This window comes from Sphingobium sp. LMA1-1-1.1 (genome assembly GCF_040676365.1).
Classification (GTDB): domain Bacteria; phylum Pseudomonadota; class Alphaproteobacteria; order Sphingomonadales; family Sphingomonadaceae; genus Sphingobium.
This window is the reverse complement of the sequence record NZ_JBEGHS010000001.1, coordinates 364,852-384,937: the sequence shown is the minus strand read 5'-3', so window position 1 is coordinate 384,937 and position 20,086 is coordinate 364,852. Positions and strand designations below refer to the sequence as shown.

The window sequence follows — 20,086 nt, the reverse complement described above, 5'->3', positions numbered from 1 at the left end:
CTCCCGCAAAAATATGCCGAAGGACACGATTTCCTGTTTGCAAAGTCCCATGCGGCTGCTACCAGCCCGGCCACGCCAAAGCGACGGCCCGTCCGGGACTAGCTGAAAGCGGATGTGGACGCATAGCTCAGTTGGTAGAGCAGCTGACTCTTAATCAGCGGGTCCTAGGTTCGAGCCCTAGTGCGTCCACCAAATTCCCGACGATCAAGGCTTAGGCCGAACGCGGGCATGGACGCATAGCTCAGTTGGTAGAGCAGCTGACTCTTAATCAGCGGGTCCTAGGTTCGAGCCCTAGTGCGTCCACCAGACCTCCTTGCCACAACTTGATTTCCACGCCCTACCACGGCCCGATTTGGCGCGCCGCGTTAAATCGCGGCGCAGGTTGCTCGCTCCAGTCAAGTATTCACGATAAAGCAAAGCAACCGATTGATCGATCCCGTTCAATCTGACTGAAAACCGCTTCAGACTGGCAATGCTGTGGTGAACTTGGTCATGGACAGCGCGAAATGGGAAGCTGCGCCCGCGACCGATGGATGTCCCAACAGGGTCATCATCAGGAAGCGATTATAGTCCGCGACGTCCGCCACGACGACGCGTATCAAATAATCCCATTCGCCAGACATCGAAAAACATTCGACGATTTCCGGCCGGCTCTCAACGAACTGCTCGAACGCGCGGCGCGCATCCTGCGCGTGGCTGCGCATGCGGATGTGGCAAAGGACATTAACGCCACGGCCGATCTTTTCAGGATCCACAAGCCTGACGGTAGCGGCGAAGACACCCGCAATCTCCAGCGCCTTGATCCGGCGCCAGCAGGAAGCGCTGGAGGCCCCAACCCGTTCCGCCAGGTCGGAATGGCTAAGGGTGGCGTCCTCCTGCAGCGCCGCGATAATCTTGCGGTCGATCGCATCGATTTGTCGGTCCTGTTTCATGAGAGGGAGGATAATCACCGCAGCGGTTTCATCCAAGAGCGTAGATGCGTCGCAGATGATCTTGCGAGTTGCCCAGAATGCGAATCTGCTTTCTTTTTCGGCCAACCGGGCTATTCTGTCGGCAGGCCGCATCATGCACGGTTGGACAGCGACATGATCGACCTTTCATCGAAATCACACGAACAGGGCCAGGACGGAAAGAAGGCCTCCGTCGCGCCTCAGCATGATCCTGTGCACGGGGAAAGCATCAACGGCGAGGCAAGGCCCTCCCGCTGGCATTTTCCGCACGAGCGGATGGAAGCCGGGATCCAGCGCATTTCGCGATGGGCCGGCCCTTTGGCACTGCTTGCTACTCTGCTTCTGCTGGGGTGGTGGACAATAGCTTGAAACTGCCGCTGATTCGGGTTTGACGATGCGCTGAGCGCCTCCGGCTGCAAGGCACGGCATCGCCCTGCATTTCGGGTCGTCGCAAATCTGGGGCAGAGCATCCTTCAGGACCAACGGATCATCGGAAAAGCGGGTCCGCGCACCTAAAGCCCGATTGTCAGCCCAAAACATTTATGCCCTGCTGCTGCGCAACATAAATCAAAACACTGCGGATGTCTGATGGTTAACACGCTGCCGCACGGCGGTGCACGGTTTGACGTCAGGACATAAAAAAGGGTTGCAGATGTCGAAAATTGATCTGGCGATCAAAGGTATCCCCAGTCGCCAGCCCGCCACGGCCGCAGGTCAGCGGAATGCGCGGCTCTGGCTTTGTTTGTTGCTGCTGGTTGCCGACATGGCTGCGCTTGCAACGGGCTTCGCCCTTGGCCTGCGCGCGGCAGGGCTGCAATGGCTGGCCAACGGGCAGTGGCAACCGCTGGCGGGCGGCATGATCGTTTATGCCGTCCTGGCTTTTCACAACCAAGCATATAACCCCCATTGCCTGATGCGCATGACCCAATCATGCCGCAGCGCAACAATGGCCTTGGCTGGCACTTTGCTGATCTTCCTGCTCGTCGTGTTCTCGCTCAAGGCGACCGGCCATCTGTCGCGGCTTGGCGTTTCGGCAGGGATATTGTGCAGCGGAAGCCTGCTGGTGCTGCAACGGTTCATGATCGTGCAAATGGTCCGCCGCAATTTTGCGGACGGACTGTTCGCCCAACTTCTGATCATCGACGACGGCACCATTCCGGACGACGTCAGCGGCATGGTGATCGTCGATGCATCAGCCGTCGGACTGAAGGCCGATCTGGACGATCCATATATGCTGCACCGCCTGGGCACCCTGCTCCGCGATTATGATCGCGCGGTGATATCCTGCCCCGCCGACCGCAAGGCGGATTGGGCGCAGATGCTGAAGGGCGGCAACATATTGGGCGAGATCATCGTGCCGGAACTGGACCCGATGGCTCCGCTTGCCGTTCAATCCTATGGCGGCAGCCCGACGCTCGTTGTGTCGCGCGGTCCGCTGAACCTTGCCAACCGCGCGAAGAAGCGTCTGCTGGACATCGCATTGACGGTCCCGGTGCTCATCCTGATCGCGCCGCTGATGGCGGTGGTCGCGATCCTTATCAAACTGGATTCGCCTGGCCCCATTTTCTTCAAGCAGGAACGGATCGGGCGCGGCAACATGCTGTTCCACATACTCAAGTTCCGGAGCATGAAGGTGGAGCAGTGCGACGGCGCTGGCGCAACCTCCACGCAGCGGGATGATAATCGCATCACGCGTGTAGGGGCATTCATCCGCAAGACCAGCATCGATGAACTGCCGCAGCTCATCAACGTCCTGCTGGGCGAGATGAGCCTGGTGGGGCCACGCCCCCACGCCTTGGGATCAACGGCAGAGGAGCAACTGTTCTGGCAGGTAGACCGGCAATATTGGCACCGCCATGCGCTGAAGCCGGGAATTACCGGGCTGGCGCAGATCCGCGGCTTTCGCGGCGCTACTGAAACGCGCCGCGACATATTGAACAGGGTCGAGGCCGACCTGGAATATCTGCACGGCTGGAGCCTGATGCGCGATATTGCGATCCTGTTCGGTACGCTCAACGTGCTGGTTCACAAAAACGCCTATTAGGATGTGATACAGTTCAGCACCCTGACATCGATGGCGAATCGAGGAAGCGCCAACACGCAGATCGGCGGAAAAGGTTCCTCTGAAAAATCGAGATTTGCGACGAACTGCTCATAAAATCGGTTCGTCGCAAATTATCTTATCCCAGATCAGGATTTCGAACCTGATTCGCCTCCATATGCGACGAACTGATGGCCAAGCCGCCCTCGTCCGAACTATTTGTTAACCGCAAAATCGGATATTAACGTCATCACCAATGGGCGGCGGAATATCGACGTGGCGGAAGAATTTGCAGCAGTTGCAGCGGCACCCTCTTTGATCGAAACGGCGGAGGTACGCCGCGAGATTCCGGTGCATGCCGGCAGCACGACTTTCGTCGATCGCGCCGAGAGCGGCGTGCAACTGCTATCGCGCTGGGCCGGCATACTGACCTTTGTCGGTGCTTTATCGGCAATTGCCTGGCTGATCTTCTGACCGGATTCATCCGGCTCAAGCTTTCTCCCAGATTAACAGCAGCAGGGCGCGCCGGGACTGGTCCCGACGCGCTTTCTTTGCGATGAACCGAGCCGTTGTTTTGACGCGACAAGCTGTTTTTCCGGCAGTGGTTTTACGCAAAAATACTTCTAGCATGCCCTGATTGCTGCAATGCAATAAGGGTCGATTGGTTTTGGACAAATATAATAATCCGCGATTGCGGGGCCGGAATTTTGCGCCCAGCGATCGACAGAATTCATGGTCGCGCACCTGTTTTGCGGCAGCCATAAGTGGTGCCGCAATGCTCACGGCCTCGCCTGCAGTTTCACGTGCACAGGAAAATGACAACACAACCGAGCCAAAGCGCATTGAAAATGCAGCGGAGGAAAAAAGAATAAGTGATTACGGCCTACACCTTACGGCTGGCCTGGATCTACTTTATGACGACAATATCTATCGCGTGAACGATAACATCGGAAAGCCCACCGCCGATCTGATCGTCACGCCCTCTCTGGAGGCGGCCTATGGCATGCCGATCGGACGACACGACATCCTCCTGCGCGGCAAGATCGGATATGACCGTTTCATTTCCGAAGAGCAGCGGAGCAAGCTGCGTCTGGATACGGAGGCAAAGGCCAATATCCGCTTCGGCGCTACCTGCCTGATCACCCCAAGGGCCGCCTATCGCCAGCAGCGCGCCGATTATGGCGACATCAATGCGGTGACGGAAAATCTTCAGAAATTCTCCACGATCGGTGCGGATTTCACGTGCGAGCGGCCAGGACTTTTCCCGGTGGCAAGCTATGAGCATGACACGACCCGCAACGCCGCAGAGTTCGACTATGCCGACCAGACCAGCGATACGTTCCGGGGCGGTGTCGGCTATGCCATGCCCAGTTTTGGTACGCTGACCGCCTATTATGAGCGAGTGAACAGCAAGCGCAACGCGCTGGGCATCGAAAATCGCATCAACAGCTATGGCTTGAGATTCCAGCGCGCGGTGACGCCGATCACGCAGATCGACGCGGATGTCCGCTGGCTCGACGTCAGCAGCGATAGCGCGGCCGTGGGCAGCTATGACGGTCTGGGGTGGAAAGTCAGCCTTTCTACACAGGCCATTCCCCGCCTGAAGCTGACGGCGACGACGGAGCGTGCAATCATAAACGACAGCCTGATCGCCGCCGGCTTCACCATTGACAGCAGTTATCGCATCCAGGGCGAATTTTCGATCTCCGAACTGACGTCGGGCGGTCTGTACGCGGAATGGGACCGCAGAAAGTTCCGGCAGGATGCTGCACTTCGTCCCTATTCAATCACGGCCGATCGTAATCGTCGTTTTGGCGGCCTGTTGAGGAGGAAACTTTCCGATCGCTTCGATCTTACGCTGGATGCCCAGCATTATACTCGCAGAACAGACACCAGTGTCTCGAACTATAGCGGCACGCAAATAACATTGAGCGCTGCTCTGCATTTCTAGAACACCAATATATTGGGAGCATGAGCTGTGAAAGCCGATACTCTCGTTAAATCCATACTAATCCCGCTGATCATTGCGGGTCCGATGACGGCGATTGCCCAGACCGCTGCCGAAAACACGGCGGCGTCTGCGGTTGGCTCGGGCTATCAACTCGGTCCGAACGACGAACTGAAGATTTCCGTCTTCGGCCAGCCGGATCTGTCGACGACCACCCGGATCAAGGAGGATGGCACCGTCCTTCTCGCGCTCATCGGCCCGGTGCCGGCAAGGGGCAAGACTACCTCGCAACTGGCGCAGGATATTGCGGCCGGCTATGCCAGCGGCGGCTATCTGACCAAGCCGTCCGTCAGCGTCGATGTCAGCACTTATGTGAGCCGGTTCGTCACGGTGCTCGGCAATGTGCCGCAGGCGGGCAATTACCCGCTTGACCGGGATTACACGGTAGCATCGATGCTCGCCAAGGCGGGAGGATCGACCAAGGACGGCGCCAATGCCGTGATCCTGACGCCCGCCGACGGCAGCGGGCCAGTGCGCATTTCGCTGGCCGACATGGGCGCAGGCGCGATGCGGCCGCTGAAGGCCGGCGACACGCTCTTCGTGCCGCCTGCGGAAAAAATCTATGTCTATGGCCAGGTCCAGCAGCCCGGAGCCTTTTCCTACGTGCCGGGGCAAAGTTTCCGGCAGGCATTGGCGCTCGCCGGCGGACCGACACTGGCAGGTTCCACGAAAAGGATAAAAGTCCGGCGGGAGGGGAAGGAAATACAGGCCAAGCTGGATGATCCGGTGAAGCCTGAGGACGTCCTCATCATCCGGGAGAAGCTGTTTTGACGACCCTCGATCAAGGCTTCGCACAAACACGGCCTGGCCAGAAATCCGGCATTTTCGATCGTTTCCTGTCGCTCGCCCGAAGTGGGGAAAGGCGCAACGAACGCACCATCCCCGACGACGTGCCGCTGCACCTGGACGTACCGGCATTGCCAGGCTTCCGACATGACACGCTGGAAGCGCAATTGGAGGAACCGACCCACAGGCCTCTTTCCATGAGCGCGATGGCTGCGCCCATCAAACCCATCAGTCTGCGCCGCGACAGCATCTATGCCGCGTTCAACACCGCCATGCCCGTGACGGACCGCCATGGGCTGGCGGGGCGCAACAGCGAACTGGAAAAGCTGGTCGAGGCGATCGTCGTGCAACGCAAGCATGCCGTGATCTTCGGCACGCGCGGTTCGGGCAAGACCTCGCTCGCCCGCGTGTTCGGCGATCTGGCGGATGAAGCCGGATGCGTCGCGCTTTACGCCTCAGCCAATGGAGAAGCGGATTTCGACTCTCTCTTCCGTCCCTTCCTGACCGAATTGCCGATGAGCGGCGCGGGACAGGAACGGGCACGCAGGATGATGGGCGAGCCGCTGGACGTGTCGCGCCTTTCCGCCCTGTTGGTGGAGGAAGTGCGCGAACGTTCCATCCTTATCATCGACGAATATGACCGGGTGCAGTCCGAAACGGCCAAGCAGGATGTCGCGACGCTGCTGAAGCTGCTGACCGACATCCATTCTCCCGTCCAGGTCGTGCTGGTCGGCATCGCCAGCGACATAGAGGGGCTGATCGCTGCCCATCCCTCGCTCCGCCGCCACCTGGTGCCGCAGCGGGTTGCGCCAATCCCCAAGCCGGAGCTGGAACGGCTGCTGCTGTCCTGCGCAGGCAATGCCCGGCTTTCCATCGACGAGGATGCACTCGACGCTCTGGCGAGCGCCGCGATGGGGTCACCCTATCATGCACGGCTCTTCGGAATGTCCGCAGCCCTGGTGACGGAGGCAGCGGGGCGCGAGCGGATGCTGCTTTCCGACGTCGAACAGGGGCTGGTTTCCGCCCTGGAAGATTGGGAGGAAATGAGCAGACAGACCCACGCGCTATTCCGGCGCATCCTGTGGGAAGCCGGTTCGGCCCGCCGGATGATCGCTCTTGCGGCGGTGGTCGCATCGCAAATGTCCGCCATCAGCTATGAGCGGCTCGTGAAGCTCGGCCATGAGGTGCTGGGCGGCGGGCCGGTCAATGAAAGCCAGGCCCGCGATGCCATGATCCGGCTCCAACCCGCCCTGGTGGCGACGCCCAATGGCGAGCTTTGGATGTTCGAAGACACGCTGGCGCCGCAATTCCTGCTGCTGATGGCGAAACAGCCGGTGCAGAGCGCACCGCCCGTGCAATCGCCCGCGGAGGAAATGCGCGCACTGCTCAAGGGAGTGGATGGGCTATGACCATGAACCCGATGGACTTGCTGGCGGCGCTTCAGGCGCGCTGGCGCACGGCGGCGATGATCGGGGGCATATTGTTCCTGCTCGTCGCGATCGCCGCCTTTCTGCAACCGCGCCAATATATGGGAACAGCGTCGCTGTTGCTGGACCTTTCGCAAACCGATCCGACCGACACCAATACGGTGCAGGGTCCAAAGCCGGATACGGATGCCATCCTGGGTACGCAGACGGACATCATCCGCAGCGGCAAGGTGATGAATGCCGTGGCGCGCGAAGCGGGCTTCGTCGATGCGATGCCGACTGACATGCCCGCAGATGCACGGGTGCAGGCGGCGGCCGACCTGGTCGCGAAGAAAATGACCATCACCACCGGCCGGCAGAGCAACGTGCTCCAGATCCAGTATCTGGACGCCGATCCGCAGGTCGCCGCCAAGGTCGCGAACCTGATCGCCAAGATATACATGCGCGAACAGGTGGAACTGCGCGCCTCTCCCGCACGCGGATCGGCCCGATGGTTCGACGAGCAAACGGAAGAAGTGCGCCGTCGCTATGAAATCGCGCAAAAGAAGCTGTCCGATTTCCAGCGGGCGCACGACATCATCGGCATCAACCGCATGGACCTTGAGGCCGAGAAGCTCAAGAACATGTCCTACCAGCTTACCCAGGCGCAGGCGGAAGCGGCCGCAGCCCGGTCCAAGGCTGGCGCGGGCAGCGTATCGGACATCGAAGGATCGCTGATCGTCCAGAATTTGCAGGAGCAGGTCGCGGAGCAATCCGCCAAGGTGTCCGAGCTGCAAAAAACGCTGGGGCCCAACCACCCGACCATGGCGGCGGCGGCGGCACAATTGTCCGAGCTTCAGTCAAAGCTGGCCGCAGCCCGCGCCAGCCAGGCTGGCGCGGTCAACGCCAACAGCGTGGCAGCCAGTCGGCGGGAGGGCGACCTCAAGTCCAACATGGCTGGCCAGGAGGACCGCATGATCCGCATGTCGGACGTGCAGGACCAGCTCATGGTGCTCCAGCGGGACGTCGACGCGGCCCGGCAGACTTATGATACGGTGCGCCAGCGCTTCAATGAAGCGGTGCTCAAGAGCCAGATCTCGCAGCCCAATGCCAGTCCGCTGGACGAGGCGACAGTGCCGCTGCTGCCTGCCAAGCCTAATGTCATCCTGTGGCTGATCGGCGGGATCGCGCTTGGCCTCATCGGCGGCGTGGCTGCCGTGATCATGATGGAAATCATTCATCCCCGCGTTCGCTCTGCCGGCGGCGTGACCCGCGCGACCGAGGTCGAAGTCATCACCGAATTGGTGCCAGTCACTGCGCGCCAGGCCAAATTCTTCAAGCAACAGGAGGCCGCATGAGACTGCGTTCCACGGCGGGCGCCCCGCATCAACTGGCGTCGGGCGGTCCGGCAGGCAGCGGTTCCACGCTCCGTCCCCGTGCCCGGGACAGCCATAATTTCGCCCGGCTGGCGGTAGAGCATGGGTTCCTCGCAGAGACCGAGGTACATCAGGTTGAGGCCCATGCCCGGTCGCAGGGCTTGGCGTTGCATGACGCGGCGGTGGACCTGGGGCTGCTTAATCCGGACGACGCCGGCATGCTCGCGGCCTTGCAGGGCGGCTTCGCCCTGCTGTCGGAGAACGACCAGCGGGTCGATCCGCTGGTCGTCGCGGCCTTCGATCCCGCCGATCCCTATGCCGCCAAGGTACGGACGGTCCGCGCAAAGATCCGCGCCGTCGCCAAGGAAGGTGATCCCGCCGCGCTCCGGCTGGCCGTGCTGGCCATAGATGCCGGCGACGAAGCGGCCATCATGGCGGCGAACCTTGCCGTCGTGCTGGCCCAGATGGACGGGCAGACGATGTTGATCGACGTCGACATGGGTCGGCCTTCGCTCGACCGGCTGTTCCGCATCGCCAACAAGGCCGGATTGGCCGAACAGTTGATGGGCAGCGCCGCATTGCTGCCGGCGGCCAAAACAGCGGTAGAGGGCCTCTGGCTGATGACTGCGGGCCGCGCGTCGGGCAGCGCGGCGAGCCTGGTGACGCGCGGCCCCCTGGCGGAAACGGCCAATGGCTGGGGCCTGCGCGATACGTCGATGCTGTTCTACCTTGCCGAGCGCAAGGGCGATCAGACCCCCTATGGCAGCATCTTGGCGGGATTTGACGCTGTCGTCATCGTTGCGCGGCGGGGCGATACCGCCATCGCCGACATGCGCCGGGTCATCGACGATCTTGACCGTCATAGCGTACCGATCGCCGGAACGGTGATCGCATGAGTGCCGACCAGGCGCTGGCGCATCGCCAGTCCCATCCCTCCCCCGGCATTGGTCCCGGCATAGGAGCTGGGGCCCCCGTCGCCCATGTCGGCGGATTGCCCGTGTCCACCCTGTCGCTGGATGCGCTGATCGCCAAGATGCTGGTGGAAGCGCCCTTGCGCAAAGGTCTGGAGCAATCGCCCCTTCTGGTGTTCGACGCCAATGGTCAGGGCCTGTCGATGAACGCCACCGATCCCGATTTTCGGGCGAACTTGGCGCAGGCGGACCTGATCCACGCTGACGGACAGATCGTCGTTGCGGCTTCCCGCTGGTTCGGCGGGCCGCCTATCGCGGATCGTTCGAGCACGACGGACATGTTCATCGACAGCCTGAAACCGGCGGCGGAGGCCCAGGTCAGCTATTACCTCCTGGGCGGCGAAGAGACGGTGAACGCAGCCTGCGCGAAGGAAATCCTCAGACTGGCGCCGAGCCTTCGCCTCGCCGGGCGACGCAATGGCTTCTGGAAAGCCGAAGAGGAAGATGCGGTAATCGACGCGATCAACGCGGTTGCGCCCGACGTCCTTTGGGTCGGCACCGGCAAGCCGCGCGAGCAGGCATTTTGCGTGCGCAATCGCGAGCGGATCAAGGCGGGCTGGATCATCACTTGCGGGGGCCTGTTCAACTACATCACCGGCGACTATCCGCGCGCGCCGATCTGGATGCAGAAGGCCGGTTTCGAATGGCTGCACCGCATGGCAACGCGGCCAAGGGAACTGGCCTGGCGCTATATCACGACGAATCCGCACGCTCTCTGGTTGATCTGGAAACATCGCCATGGCTGAAGCCCGGGCGGCTGAAAATATTGCGACAGGGCGCGTCCAGCGCCTGGGCAGCCTGTTCGGCCGCTTCGGTCTGGCCAGCCTGTCGTCCGCGATCGTCTCGGTCAGTCACCTGCTGATCCAGCTCTTTTCCATCCATCATCTTGAGACGGCGGCCATCGGCACGCTGGCCTTCCTGCTGGTGATCATCCAGTTCGGCTATGGCTTGTCCAATGCACTGGTGTCGACGCCCTACACCATCGTGGTGAACCAGGGAGACGATGTCGATGCGCGGAGCTTCGACTTTTTCTTCCCGGTCAACCTGATGCTGGCGGCCAGCCAGGGGCTGATCTGCGCAGCGATCGCATGGGCGACAGCCTCCCCGTCGGCAGCCCTGCTGTTCGGCCTTGCGGGCATGCTTTCGCTGATCCGCTGGTTCGGGCGTTCCAATGCCTATGCGCATCACACGCCCGCACGGGCCGCGCGATCGGATCTCGCCTATGCGGGGACGATCCTCGCCGGACTGCTGATTGCGATGCGAACCGGCGCGGACATGTCGGCCATTGGCGGCATGCTGGTGGCGGCCAGCCTCATCGGCCTTCTCCCCTTCGGCCTTGCCTATCTGCGGCGACATTTCGCCATGGCGCCCGGCCACGCTCTGGGCGCCTATCGCCCGGTATGGAAGGAGCAGTCGGCCTGGACGCTGGTCGGGGTGCTCTCGACGGAGGCGACCTCCAATTCGCACAGCTATATCGTGACGCTGCTTGCCGGGCCGACGGCCTTTGCGCCGATCGCCGTGGGCATGCTGTTCTTCCGGCCTGTCAACGTCTGCATCACCGCCCTCACCCAATTGGAGCGTCCCCGCCTGACCCGCGCCGTGGCGCGCGGCGATCACGGCGCGGCGATCAGGTCGGAACGGGTCTTCATGGCGGCATTGGTCCTGCTGTGGCTGGCGACCTGCGCGGTGGCGGCCATCGCCCTCTATGCCTTTCCCGGCCTGATCCTGAAACCGACGCTGGATCACCGGCTCGTGATGATCGCCGTGGGCCTGTGCGCGCTCCTGTCCCTCGTTCAATGCGTGCAGACGCCGATGAGCGTGATGACCCAGGCACGCAAGGCGTTCCGCCCGCTCGCCGCGCAAAGCATGCGCAGTTGCGGTGTCGGGCTGATCGCCGTGACGCTGATCGTGCTGGGCACCGCACCGGTCTTCTCGATCGGCGGCGTCGTGCTGTCGCAGCTTGTGATGATGCTCGGCATCTGGCGGCTCGACCGAAAATGGCGGCGTGATCAGCAGGGAGCTGGCTGATCATGGCAACAAGCTGGCATCGCAGCGGCATAGCCGCCCCGCCCGTGCAGACCGGCGGGGGTCAGAGTATACGCATGATCTGGATCACCCAGATCTTCTATTTCGTCTTCCTCATGATGGTCTTCATCGGGCAACAGCCCTTCGCCTCCCGCACCCAGGACGAACTCGTGGCGATGGCGCAGGAGAATGACGGGTCGGACCTGTTCAAGCAGTTGTTGTTCATCGGCTTCGCCTTGCTGCTGACTGGCGTGCAGATCATCCGCAAGCATCCTCTTCAATATAGGTTCACCTTCTGGCCGCTGGCGATCATGCTGGCCTGGTTCTTCATTTCCTGCACCTGGGGCGTGGACCCGTTCGTATCCTTCAAGCGGGCGATGCAGCAGCTCATCGTGATATATATCACCTTCTGCGCGCTGTCCCTGATCGGGCCGGAGCGGCTTTTCGACGCTCTCCGGGCCGCGCTGATCGTTTCGCTTCTCATCTGCTGGATATCTCTGCCGCTGACACCCGCAGCCGTCCATCCTCCGACCGAAAGTGACAAGGCGCTGATCGGTGCATGGCGCGGTTTCTTCTTCCACAAGAATATCGCCGGCGCCGTCATGGCTCTGACCTTCATAGTCTGCGGCAATGCATGGATCGACCGGCGCAAATGGTATTATGCACTGTTCGCGGTCATGGCCTTCGTTTTCGTGATCGGGACCAAGAGCAAGACCTCGCTGGCGCTGTGCGTCGGCATGCTGGCCATCAGCAATATCTATCGGGCGCTGAGCGACAATACGCAAAAGCGCGCGATATTGCTGTTGATGCTGGGCTTCGGCATGGTGGGGTTTCTTGGCCTCTACATCGCCTATCAGCCGACTATCGAACGGCTGTTCGCGGACCCCACCAGCTTTACCGGCCGGGTTTCGATCTGGCGGGTGGTCTTCGATTATCTGGCCGACCACCCCTATCTGGGCGCTGGTTTCGGCGGCTTCTGGCAGGTCGGCACCAACAGCCCGGCGCATGATTATTTGAATCAGCAATTCCAGATGCTGACCGCCCATTCGCATGATGGCTATCTGGAAATCTGGGTGACCACCGGACCGTTGGGCCTCGCCATGCTGCTGGTCAGCTTTCTTGCTTTGCCGGTCTACTGGTTTCTCACCGGCTCGACCAAGGAGAATCAGGCGCTGATGGTGCCAGCCTTCGCCATCTGGGTTTTCGTCATGTACCAGAATCTTCTGGAAACCAGCTTTTTCGACAAGGATCGCCAAGTCTGGGTGATCTTCCTTGCGGCCATCGCGGCCGCGCACGCCACCTTCAAGGCCAAACCGCGTCCGCAATGGACGCGGCGGTATCATCTCCCGCAGGAGCGCGTTCATGGCTGACATCATCCTGTGCATCGCCACCTGCAACCGACCCCAGGGATTGCAGCGAACCCTGGAATCCCTGGCTGCCCAACAAACCCGGCACAAGCTGGAAGTGCTTGTGGCGGATAATGACGCCATTCGACAGGAAGGGCTGGCCATGGTCGAGAAGCTTGCCTCCAAGGGCTATCGCTGGCCGATCAAGGCCCTGCTGGTTACCGAACGCGGCATTCCACTCGTGCGCAACGCGCTCGTCGCCGCAGCGCTGGCCCGGCCAGGCGCGACCCATATCGCCATGCTGGACGATGATGAGGCCGCCTCCCCTGGCTGGATCGACGCCATGGCGGAAACCGCGCAGCGCTGGGAGGCGGACGTAGTGGGCGGCGCGGTGCTGCGCGAGATGGACAGCGCCATCGCGCCCTGGGCCGCCCACCATCCCCTGCTTGCACCCAAACAGCGCGGGCAGTCCGGGCCGGTCGCATTGGTGGACAGCACCGCCAATGTGCTGATCGCCGTCACGGCCCTGCGCGCCATGGGGAAGCGTCCCTTTGACGAGCGCATGGCGCTCACCGGGGGATCGGACAAGCAGCTGTTTACCCGCATGCAGCGCGCCGGCTTCCGTTTCGCCTGGTCGGAGGAGGCGGTCGTCACCGAACTCATCCCCGCCAGCCGCGTCACCGCCAAATGGCTGCTGATGCGCGGCTATCGGGTCGGCATGACCGACATGATGGTGGAGCGGTTCCACAAGGGGCGGCTGCGCACGCTGCTGAACGAAGCGCCACGCATTGTTGCAGGTTTCATTGTCGGGTCGCTGGGCGCCATTGCCACGCTTGACCGGGGCAAGCGGGTCGAACGGCTGGGCAAGCTCTATCGCGCGGCGGGCAAGATCGCTGGGCTCGCCGGAATCCATTATGAAGAATATCGAAAGGTGCATGGCGCATGACCAAGGCCGCGCTGGGCAAGCAACCCTTTTTCTCCGTCGTGATCCCGCTCTACAATCGTGCGGAGATCGTCGGTGACACCATCCGGTCGGTGCTGACGCAGGATTGGCAGGATTTCGAGATCGTCGTGATCGACGACGGTTCAAGAGACAATCCCCGTCCCGTGATCGATGCCATAGGCGATCCCCGCATCCGCTATATCCGGCAGGACAATGCGGGTGGCGGCGCGGCCCGCAACGCGGGGATCATGGCATCGGACGGACGCTATATCGCGTTTCTGGATTCCGACGACCTGTTCCTTCCCGGCAAGCTTTCCATCATGGCGAAGGCGCTGGCGGGAGATGACGGGCGAACGGTGCTCTATTCCCGGATGAAGGTGGACCGGGGGGTCGACCGCTACTGGATCAGGCCCGATCGCGGCATTCGGGAAGGCGAGGATGTCGGGGAATATCTGTTCTGCGCCAACCAGTTCATGCAGACCAGCACCATGGTCGTGCCAACCGGCATGGCGCAGCAGGTCCTGTTCGACCCTGCGCTGAAAAAGGGTCAGGATCTTGATTTCTGCGTTCGCCTCCAGGGCGCCGGCGCGCGCTTCCGGATGATCGACCAGCCGCTGACGATCTGGCTCGACGCCACGGAGGCGGGGCGGACATCCTATGTGAAGGGCTATGAAACCTCGCTCGACTGGCTCGATCGCTGCGGCCACATGCTCACCACCCGCGCGCGACGCGGCTATCGCGCAACGGTGCTCGCCTATCATATGGCGCCAGTCAGGCCGGTGGTGGCAATCAAGGATCTGGCCGTCGGCATGGTGGCCGGCGGCGTCCCTCCCCGCGTGATCGCCCGGCAGGTGCTGCGATCCTATCTGCCCAAGCCCTTTTATCGTTCGCTGGTCAACGGCTTCGTCCTGCGCTTTGGCAAGGCTGAGACCGTCGCAAGTGGAGCCAGTTCGTGATGACCGCCTGGCAACCTCCATCCAGGCTGAAGGCGGCCATCGCTGCACCGCTGTTTTCCGTGGTGATCCCCACTTATCAGCGGCGCGATTCCGCTGTCGCCGCCGTCATGTCCGCTTTGGAACAGACCATCGCGATCATCGAGGTAATCGTGGTGGTGGACGGTTCCACCGACGGGACAGAGGTTGCCCTGGGCGCGATCAACGATCCGCGCCTCAAGGTCATCGTGCAGGAAAATCGCGGCGCGGCGGCGGCACGCAACAAGGGCATCGACCATGCCCGCGGGCGCTACATCGCGTTTCTGGATTGCGACGATCGTTTCCTGCCCCACCATCTGGCCGACCTCCTGCCGCTGCTGCAGGAAAGCGGGGATGTCGTCGCCTATGGTCAGGTGCTCGCCGATCGCGGCCAGGGACGCAATTTCCTGAAGCCGCCGCGCGCCATCGCCCATGACGAGACCATGGATCGCTATCTGATGTGCGATCGCGGCTTCATCCAGACCAGCAGCATGGCGCTCAGCCGAACGCTCGCGGAGAAGGTCCGCTATCGCGAAGATGTGAAATTCGGCGACGATACAGATTTTGCCTTGCGCCTGTCGCTGGCGGGGGCACGTTTTCTGATGACGGAACGACCCGGCACCATATGGGCGGATCGCCATGCGGACGACCGGCTTTCCCACGTCCGCGGCAGTATCGGCAGCCTGACCTGGCTGAGGGACCTTCGCCCTCATATCAGCCCTCGCGCCTTTTCCGCCTATATGGGCTGGCATGCAGCGAAGAGCATCTGGCCGACCAGCAGGCGGCAGGCGATGCGCTATTATCTAGGTGCTGTATGCCGCGGCGCATTCGGGCCTCGGCTGGCCGCGACGGTGCTGTTGCAGATCGTGATGCCGGACCCGGTCTATCGCCGCATTTCCGATCGTTGGATCGACCTTTCCCACATATTGGCCGGCAAGGGACAAAGGTTATGAGAAGGCGTGAATTCCTCGCTGGCGCAGCAATGCTCTCCGCCTGTTCTCCGATTCCACCGAGCGCCGCGCAAGTCGGCGGCACGGCCGGGCTTGCCGCCCATGCCCGCAGGTCTGGCCGCTATTTCGGCGCCGCGATCAAGTCACGCCAGTTGCGGGAAGACCCGGACTTCACCGCCGCCGTCGCCCGCGAATGCGACATGGTGGTGGAGGAATATGAACTGAAGCGCGGCACGACCGAGCCCAAGCCCGGCCAATATGATTTCAGCGGCGCTGACCAGATCATCGCATTCGCCCAGCAGCATGGCATGCTGGCCAGGGGCCACGCACTGGTATGGTACGCGGCGCAGCCGCCTTGGCTGGAGCCTGCTCTGCAAGCCGCCGACCAGGCCGAGCGACAGACCCTGATGACCAGCTATATCGACACGGCCATGCGCCGCTACGCTGGCAAGATCGACGAATGGGACGTCGTCAATGAAGCCATTGAGCCCAATGATGGCCGCGCTGATGGCATCCGCGCAAAAAGCATGTGGATGCAGGCATTGGGCGAAGAGTATATCGACATTGCCTTCCACCGCGCGCGGGAGATCGATCCCCGGCCCCTGCGGTTCCTGACGGATTTCGGACTAGAGCAGGACTCTCCACGCTGCGAGAGGCGCCGAACCGCCATGCTGAAGCTGCTCGACCGACTGATGGCGCGCAAAGTGCCCGTGGATGCAATCGGCATTCAGGGGCATCTCAAGCCATATAAGGAAGGCTTCAGCCAGACGGTATTCGCGCGCTTTCTGGATCAGCTTCGCGGCTATGGACTGGTCCTCTCCATCACGGAATTCGACGTGGCGGACAAGGGCGGCCCGCCCAATCCGGACAAGCGGGACAAGGAAGTCGCCTCGTTCGCCAAAGCTTTTCTGGATGTGGCATTGGACAATCCAGCGATGCGCTCGGTGCTCTGCTGGGGGTTGTCGGACCGCTATAGCTGGCTGTCGAATTTCAAGGACTATAAATGGCCCGACGGCCAATTGTCGCGCGGCTTGCCCCTCGATTCAGGGATGCATCGCAAGCCGATGTGGGATGCCATTGCCGCCGCTTTCGACGCGGCCCCCGTCCTGAGGAGCGCGGGAGCATGAGGATTTCCTCGCTGACCGGCCTTCGCGGCGTGGCGGCCGTATCCGTTTTGCTTTACCATATTCCGCACAATCCGGCGTTCGAGGCCTTTCGCCTGCCGCTATTCTCGCGCGCCTATCTGGCGGTCGATCTCTTTTTCATCCTCAGCGGCTTCGTCATTTCCTTCGGCTATCACGACCGGGTGGTGAATCATCCTGGATGGTCGAGCTATATCGACTTCCTCGTCAATCGCATGGCGCGGGTCTGGCCGCTGCACCTGATCGTGACGCTGGTGTTCATGGCGCGGATCGTCCTGAACATCTCCGGCAACCAAGCGATCGCGCTCGACGCACCGAACATTCTTTCCAACCTGCTGATGGTGCAGAGCTGGGGTTGGGGAACAGAACCGATCGCGGGCAACAGTTGGTCCGTCAGCACGGAGGTCGCGGCATACCTCATCTATCCGCTGATCGCGATCATCGCCTTTTCGCGGGCGGCGTGGATCCAGGCATTGCTGTGCGTCGGGATATTGGGCCTGGTGGCACTGTCCGGCAGAGGTTCCAGCGGTCCGCTGGACGTCAATGACAGCGACACGGTGCTGACGCTCCTGCGCTGTCTGGCCGGCTTCTCGCTGGGCGTGCTGAGTTATCGCTGTGCGGAGAAGGGCTGGTGCAGGCGGTTGATCGACCGAACCGGCGCCTTCGCCATGATCTGCGGCCTGATCGCGCTGGCGCTGCTGCTGCCGGGGAAAGTCGATCTGCTGGTGGTATGCCTGATGCCGGCCCTGGTGCTGAGTTGCTATTATAACGGCACGGCGGCGCGGGCGGTGATGGCCAATCCGGTGAGCTTCCATCTGGGCCTCATCAGCTATTCCATCTACCTCTGGCATCCGCTGGTGCGTGACGTTTTCGCCCGCGGCATGGGGATCGCACACAGGCATGGCATCACTGAATTCGACGGGCTGATCATCATCGCCATGCTGGTGGCGACCTGGCTGCTCTGCTGGGCGAGCTATGCGCTTGTGGAGGTGCGCGGGCATCAACTCATCAAATGGCTCCAGCGTGGCGGGCGCAGCCGCAAGCCCACGGTCGAGGCAGCCGCCTGATGGCGTCGATCTGGATCGCCATTCCCACCTTCCGTCGACCGGACCAACTCCGCCACCTGCTGGAGACCCTGCCGGGCGTGGCCGATCGCCACGACGTGATGGTGCTGGTGGCCGAAAATGATCCGGTTCGGCAGGAAGGGTCCGCCGTCGTCCGCGCCCTGCTGGCCGATGGATATGGCCTGCCCGTGACGCTCCTGACGGTCGCGCAGCCGGGGCTTTGCGCGGTCCGCAACGCCATCGCCGACGCCGCCCTGGAGGATCCGGCGATGCGCTTCCTGGCGATGATCGACGATGACGAGTGGCCCCAGCCGGGCTGGCTTGATGCACTCCTCATCTGTCAGGCGCAGGTGGGCGCCGACGTGGTCGCCGGACCGGTGGATAGCTGCTTCGTTGGGACAGCGCCGCGCTGGGCCAGGGAAACACTGGTTTTCCGTGCCGAGCAACGCCCATGGGGCGCGACCGGCATGCTGTGGGCAAGCAACAACCTGCTGGTAACCCGCCGGGCTTTCGAGATGATCGCACGCCCCTTCTTCGATGCGCGCTTCAACCGCAGCGGCGGAGAGGATCTGGATTTCCTGACGCGACTGCATGAGGCTGGAGCGCGCTTCGGCTGGTCGCCCGACGCCCGGGTCAGCGAATGGGTGCCGGTTGAGCGGGCACGGCTATCCTGGGTGCTGAAACGGATGTGGCGCATCGGCTGCACGGAAACGCTGGCTCGGCAAAAGGCCCTGCCCGGCTGGACCGGCACCGCCAGATTGCTGGTCCGATCCATCGCGATATTGGGATTGCGAACCGCTGGTCTGGCCACCCTGCTGCTGCCCGGCGCGCGTCGGGTGGACATCGCCGGGCAGTGGGTCAAGAGCTGGGGGCGCCTCTATGCCCTCGCGGGCCGCGGGCGCTCCCATCGCGGGGCGGGCCATTATGGCGCGCTGTAGATCCTGAAGCTCTTGATGACCATGTCGCCCGATCCGTCATCATAGGCGCCGCTGGTCTTCACCGCGACATCCATGATCGGATAAAAGCGGAAACCCTGGAAGGGATTGACCGACTGATAGGTTTCGACGCCATCCACGAACCAGGTGATGTAGTCGCGCTGGATGTCCACGGCGAAACGATGGAAGCCCTGCGAATAGCCGCTGAGGCCATAGGCCTGCTGCGTCTGGATCGTGATGCCCCGCTGGTCATATCGGGTACTGTTGGTGCCGACATGAAGGGTGTGGGCTACATGGCGATCGAAATCCCAGTAGCTCTGATAGCCGAACCCCTCGTAAATATCGATCTCGGGCGGCCAGCCGCTGGTGGATACGAGCCAGAATGCCGGCCATGATCCGCGCCGGTTGGGCATCTTCGCTTCCCATTCATATTGCCCGTAGCCGATCTGAGTCGCCAGGAAGTTGCGGCCATCGAGCACCGACGATCCATAATACCAGTTCTGCCCGCCATAGCTGATCGGCGTCTTCAGCTTCTGCGTGTGGAGGACGAGGCCATAGGCGCTCCAATAGACTGGCCCCTCGATACCAGGGAAAATACTGGAATCGAGATAGAGACCGGTTTCCCCGTTGGCGACCTGGGTCCGGCCATTGGCAAGGGAGGTCGCCCAGCGATCCCAACCGCCATCGGGCGATCGTTTGTGCGTGCCCTTGAGCAATTCGAACTGAAGCGTGCCGGTCGCCGCGAAGGTGCGCGGTGCCCGGAAGGTTCCCGCCGCCTTGGCCGTTACCGTCGCCGTGCTGCTGGCCGTGACCGTCGCGGTCGATTGCCCCTGAAGCCCGCCCCAGGGCGCCTCCCGCAATTTTACCTGGAACTGCTGGCCTTCCGTGGCGCCGATGATGGGAACCGCGACCGTCTGCACCAACGGATCGCCCGGACGGAAGATCACCACAGTGTCGACCGTCTGGTAATTATAGCCCGACAGTGCGCGATAGGTACCCGATCCGTTGACGGTGGTGATCCGCGCAATCACCGTATTGGGTGTTGGCCGGTCGAGCGACACTGGAACATAGGCTACGCTGCTGCCCGGACGAAAACTGGCATCGCCCAGGGAAAGCGTCGCCTTTTCCGGCATCCTCGTCCCATTGGCGAAATCAAAGGTGGAAAAATCCGA

Annotated in this window: 19 protein-coding genes and 2 tRNA genes; 18 read left to right on the top strand and 3 right to left on the bottom strand. The window is 62.1% G+C overall.

What is annotated here, in order from left to right:
- Positions 1-116: 116 nt before the first annotated feature.
- Together MRBLMA1_RS01930 and MRBLMA1_RS01925 are read left to right on the top strand one after the other, a co-directional pair.
- Positions 117-192 (top strand) — tRNA-Lys (locus MRBLMA1_RS01930).
- A gap of 38 nt (positions 193-230) precedes the next feature.
- Positions 231-306 (top strand) — tRNA-Lys (locus MRBLMA1_RS01925).
- Positions 307-461: 155 nt separating this feature from the next.
- On the opposite strand, the gene MRBLMA1_RS01920 is transcribed toward MRBLMA1_RS01925, so the two are convergent.
- Positions 462-932, bottom strand: coding sequence for an Lrp/AsnC family transcriptional regulator (locus MRBLMA1_RS01920; protein WP_133652386.1), 471 nt, complete (start codon positions 930-932; stop codon positions 462-464).
- 670 nt (positions 933-1,602) lie between these two features.
- On the opposite strand from MRBLMA1_RS01920, the gene MRBLMA1_RS01915 reads away from it, so the two are divergent.
- Complete coding sequence (locus MRBLMA1_RS01915) at positions 1,603-2,994, top strand: sugar transferase (RefSeq protein WP_363734696.1); 1,392 nt, start codon at positions 1,603-1,605, stop codon at positions 2,992-2,994.
- Between the two features lie 273 nt (positions 2,995-3,267).
- Positions 3,268-3,465, top strand: coding sequence for a hypothetical protein (locus MRBLMA1_RS01910; protein WP_363734695.1), 198 nt, complete (start codon positions 3,268-3,270; stop codon positions 3,463-3,465).
- A gap of 15 nt (positions 3,466-3,480) precedes the next feature.
- Here the strand turns inward: MRBLMA1_RS01910 and MRBLMA1_RS01905 are convergent, their stop codons facing one another.
- Positions 3,481-3,774: a hypothetical protein gene (locus tag MRBLMA1_RS01905; RefSeq protein ID WP_363734693.1), complete on the bottom strand. Its 294-nt coding sequence runs from the start codon at positions 3,772-3,774 to the stop codon at positions 3,481-3,483.
- On the opposite strand from MRBLMA1_RS01905, the gene MRBLMA1_RS01900 reads away from it, so the two are divergent.
- From MRBLMA1_RS01900 to MRBLMA1_RS01835, 14 genes are read left to right on the top strand one after another with little or no spacing between them, the layout of a single operon-like run.
- Complete coding sequence (locus MRBLMA1_RS01900) at positions 3,767-4,942, top strand: hypothetical protein (protein ID WP_414714710.1); 1,176 nt, start codon at positions 3,767-3,769, stop codon at positions 4,940-4,942. The genes MRBLMA1_RS01905 and MRBLMA1_RS01900 overlap by 8 nt on opposite strands.
- Before the next feature lie 27 nt (positions 4,943-4,969).
- Entirely contained in the window at positions 4,970-5,770 is an 801-nt protein-coding gene (locus MRBLMA1_RS01895) for a polysaccharide biosynthesis/export family protein (protein ID WP_363734690.1), read from the top strand.
- Positions 5,767-7,194 carry an ATP-binding protein gene (locus MRBLMA1_RS01890; protein WP_363734688.1) on the top strand — a complete coding sequence of 476 codons (1,428 nt, stop codon included), beginning with the start codon at positions 5,767-5,769 and terminating at the stop codon, positions 7,192-7,194. The genes MRBLMA1_RS01895 and MRBLMA1_RS01890 overlap by 4 nt, the downstream gene beginning before the upstream one ends.
- A 2-nt stretch (positions 7,195-7,196) precedes the next feature.
- Positions 7,197-8,549, top strand: a complete 1,353-nt coding sequence (locus tag MRBLMA1_RS01885; RefSeq protein ID WP_363734686.1) for a GNVR domain-containing protein — start codon at positions 7,197-7,199, stop codon at positions 8,547-8,549.
- Positions 8,546-9,463 carry a capsular biosynthesis protein gene (locus tag MRBLMA1_RS01880; protein WP_363734684.1) on the top strand — a complete coding sequence of 306 codons (918 nt, stop codon included), beginning with the start codon at positions 8,546-8,548 and terminating at the stop codon, positions 9,461-9,463. The genes MRBLMA1_RS01885 and MRBLMA1_RS01880 overlap by 4 nt, the downstream gene beginning before the upstream one ends.
- Positions 9,460-10,284: a WecB/TagA/CpsF family glycosyltransferase gene (locus tag MRBLMA1_RS01875; protein WP_363734682.1), complete on the top strand. Its 825-nt coding sequence runs from the start codon at positions 9,460-9,462 to the stop codon at positions 10,282-10,284. The genes MRBLMA1_RS01880 and MRBLMA1_RS01875 overlap by 4 nt, the downstream gene beginning before the upstream one ends.
- On the top strand, positions 10,277-11,566 hold the full coding sequence (locus tag MRBLMA1_RS01870) for a polysaccharide biosynthesis protein (protein WP_363734681.1): 1,290 nt from the start codon (positions 10,277-10,279) through the stop codon (positions 11,564-11,566). The genes MRBLMA1_RS01875 and MRBLMA1_RS01870 overlap by 8 nt, the downstream gene beginning before the upstream one ends.
- A 2-nt stretch (positions 11,567-11,568) precedes the next feature.
- A complete protein-coding gene (locus MRBLMA1_RS01865) occupies positions 11,569-12,933 on the top strand; it encodes an O-antigen ligase family protein (RefSeq protein WP_363734680.1) in 1,365 nt (454 codons plus the stop codon).
- Positions 12,926-13,855, top strand: coding sequence for a glycosyltransferase family 2 protein (locus MRBLMA1_RS01860; RefSeq protein ID WP_363734679.1), 930 nt, complete (start codon positions 12,926-12,928; stop codon positions 13,853-13,855). The genes MRBLMA1_RS01865 and MRBLMA1_RS01860 overlap by 8 nt, the downstream gene beginning before the upstream one ends.
- Entirely contained in the window at positions 13,852-14,808 is a 957-nt protein-coding gene (locus tag MRBLMA1_RS01855; RefSeq protein ID WP_363734678.1) for a glycosyltransferase family 2 protein, read from the top strand. The genes MRBLMA1_RS01860 and MRBLMA1_RS01855 overlap by 4 nt, the downstream gene beginning before the upstream one ends.
- A complete protein-coding gene (locus MRBLMA1_RS01850) occupies positions 14,808-15,776 on the top strand; it encodes a glycosyltransferase family 2 protein (protein ID WP_363734677.1) in 969 nt (322 codons plus the stop codon). Before MRBLMA1_RS01855 ends, MRBLMA1_RS01850 begins: the two co-directional genes overlap by 1 nt.
- Entirely contained in the window at positions 15,773-16,900 is a 1,128-nt protein-coding gene (locus MRBLMA1_RS01845; protein WP_133652120.1) for an endo-1,4-beta-xylanase, read from the top strand. Before MRBLMA1_RS01850 ends, MRBLMA1_RS01845 begins: the two co-directional genes overlap by 4 nt.
- Complete coding sequence (locus tag MRBLMA1_RS01840; protein ID WP_363734676.1) at positions 16,897-17,982, top strand: acyltransferase family protein; 1,086 nt, start codon at positions 16,897-16,899, stop codon at positions 17,980-17,982. Before MRBLMA1_RS01845 ends, MRBLMA1_RS01840 begins: the two co-directional genes overlap by 4 nt.
- Positions 17,982-18,917, top strand: a complete 936-nt coding sequence (locus MRBLMA1_RS01835; protein WP_363734675.1) for a glycosyltransferase family 2 protein — start codon at positions 17,982-17,984, stop codon at positions 18,915-18,917. Before MRBLMA1_RS01840 ends, MRBLMA1_RS01835 begins: the two co-directional genes overlap by 1 nt.
- Here MRBLMA1_RS01835 and MRBLMA1_RS01830 read toward each other — a convergent pair.
- Positions 18,902-20,047 carry a glycoside hydrolase family 16 protein gene (locus MRBLMA1_RS01830; RefSeq protein ID WP_363734674.1) on the bottom strand — a complete coding sequence of 382 codons (1,146 nt, stop codon included), beginning with the start codon at positions 20,045-20,047 and terminating at the stop codon, positions 18,902-18,904. The genes MRBLMA1_RS01835 and MRBLMA1_RS01830 overlap by 16 nt on opposite strands.
- Positions 20,048-20,086 lie beyond the last annotated feature (39 nt).